At 69.8% G+C, this 1,961-nt stretch carries 1 protein-coding gene and 1 pseudogene; one reads left to right on the forward strand and one right to left on the reverse strand.

The features are described from left to right. Nucleotides 1–34 precede the first annotated feature (34 nt). Complete coding sequence (locus HYE82_RS36200; RefSeq protein ID WP_179178465.1) at nucleotides 35–1,228, reverse strand: RtcB family protein; 1,194 nt, start codon at nucleotides 1,226–1,228, stop codon at nucleotides 35–37. A 192-nt stretch (nucleotides 1,229–1,420) separates the two neighbouring features. On the opposite strand from HYE82_RS36200, the pseudogene HYE82_RS36205 reads away from it, so the two are divergent. Next, a pseudogene (locus tag HYE82_RS36205) lies at nucleotides 1,421–1,961 on the forward strand (DUF3558 domain-containing protein); the annotation flags it as partial.

The following is a 1,961-nucleotide window of genomic DNA, read 5'->3' on the forward strand; positions in this document are numbered from 1 at the left end:
GGGCTGGGGGCCGAGGACCGGGGCGCCCTCCGGCTCAGCCCTTGACGCAGATGACCTGCTTGAGCTTGGCGACGACCGCGACCAGGTCGGTCTGCTGGTCGATGACCTGATCGATCGACTTGTACGCGCCCGGGATCTCGTCGACCACGCCCGCGTCCTTGCGGCACTCCACGCCCCTGGTCTGTTCCGCCAGGTCCCGCGCGGAGAACCGCTTCTTCGCCGCGGTGCGGCTCATCTTCCGACCCGCTCCGTGCGAGGCCGAGTTGAAGGACTTCTCGTTGCCGAGGCCCTTCACGATGTACGAGCCCGTGCCCATCGAGCCCGGGATGATCCCGTAGTCGCCGCTGCCGGCGCGGATCGCGCCCTTGCGGGTGACCAGCAGGTCCATGCCGTCGTACCGCTCCTCCGCCACGTAGTTGTGGTGGCAGCTGATCTCCCGGTCGAAGGAGACCTTCGCCTTGCGGAACTCCTTGCGGAAGACCTCCTTGAGGAGGCTCATCATCACGGCCCGGTTGTACTTGGCGTACTCCTGCGCCCAGAAGAGGTCGTTGCGGTACGCATCCATCTCGGGGGTGGCCGCGAGGAAGACCGCGAGGTCCCGGTCGACCAGGTTCTGGTTGTGGTCGAGGCCGCGGGCCACGTTGATGTGGAAGTCGGCCAGCTCGTTGCCGATGTTCCGGGAGCCGGAGTGCAGCATGAGCCAGACGGAGCCGGAGGTGTCGATGCACACCTCGCAGAAGTGGTTGCCGCTGCCCAGGGTGCCCATCTGCCGCAGCGCCCGGTCCCGGCGGTACTTCACGGCGTCCGTGACGTAGTCGAAGCGCTCCCACAGGTCCCCGAAGCCCGCGTCCCGGAAACCGTACAGGCGCGTCGGGTCGAGGGCCTCCCTGTGCATGCCCGCACCCACCGGGATCGCCCGCTCGATCTTGGAGCGGAGAGCCGACAGGTCCCCGGGGAGGTCGCCCGCCGTGAGGGAGGTCCTGACCGCGGACATGCCGCAGCCGATGTCCACGCCGACCGCCGCCGGACAGACCGCGTCCTTCATGGCGATCACGGAGCCGACGGTGGCGCCCTTGCCGTAGTGGACGTCCGGCATGACGGCCAGACCCTTGATCCAGGGGAGGGTCGCGACGTTCTCCAACTGCCGCATCGCGCTCTGCTCGACCGACGCCGGATCGGCCCACAGCCGGATCGGAACCTTCGCGCCCGGAACCTCTACATACGACATAACGTCTTAATCCCCCGAAACCCACGGAAAAATCAGATTGGGCAAAAACCCTCGCTTCTGGCCCCACAACGGACAGGGGACCGGCGCCGGTACCGGCGTGTGCGATAGACATTGTGTCCAGCCGCGTCCAGAGCGCGGCAACGCATTTTCCTGACCGCCGGGCGGCCGGCCGGTCGAAGGGAGCCAGTGGACGTGCAGCGCAAAGCGGTACGGCGAGTCCTGCCGGGCATCGCGATGCTCACCGCACTCGTCGCCGGGGTGACCGGCCTGACCGGGTGCACCAGCGGGAAGAGTGGCGGCGATACCGCCGACGCGAAGGCCGGCAGCAGCTCCCCCGCGCCCGCGCCCGCCGGCAAGTACCGCAGCCTGCCCGCCCCCTGCAAGGCAGCCGACGGCAAGCGCCTGAAGGCCATGCTGCCGGCCGCGGCCACCCTCACCGAGGACCAGCGCACCCAGCTGTACGCGGGCACCGCGGACACCTCCTACGACGCCGACCGGCACGTCGGCTGCCGGTGGACGGCGCAGACCCCGGAGGAGACCCGGCTGCTGGCGGTCCGCTTCGAGCGGGTCGTCTCGTACGACCGGACCACGAACAGCGACGACGACAAGGCCAAGCAGGTCTACGTCCGCCGCCTCACCGACGCGCACCTGCCCTTCCCGGGCCCCGCCACGCCCCCCACCGGCACCGCCGCGAGCGGTCCTGCCCCCGCGGCGGTGCCGGTGGGGGGCGTGG

Source organism: Streptomyces sp. BR123, from assembly GCF_013401435.1.
In the GTDB taxonomy this organism is placed as follows: Bacteria; Actinomycetota; Actinomycetes; order Streptomycetales; family Streptomycetaceae; genus Streptomyces.

Bases quoted from the DNA above. Each gene is read 5' to 3' on its own strand.
- HYE82_RS36200 (WP_179178465.1), bottom strand. From the start codon at position 1,228: ATGTCGTATGTAGAGGTTCCGGGCGCGAAGGTTCCGATCCGGCTGTGG.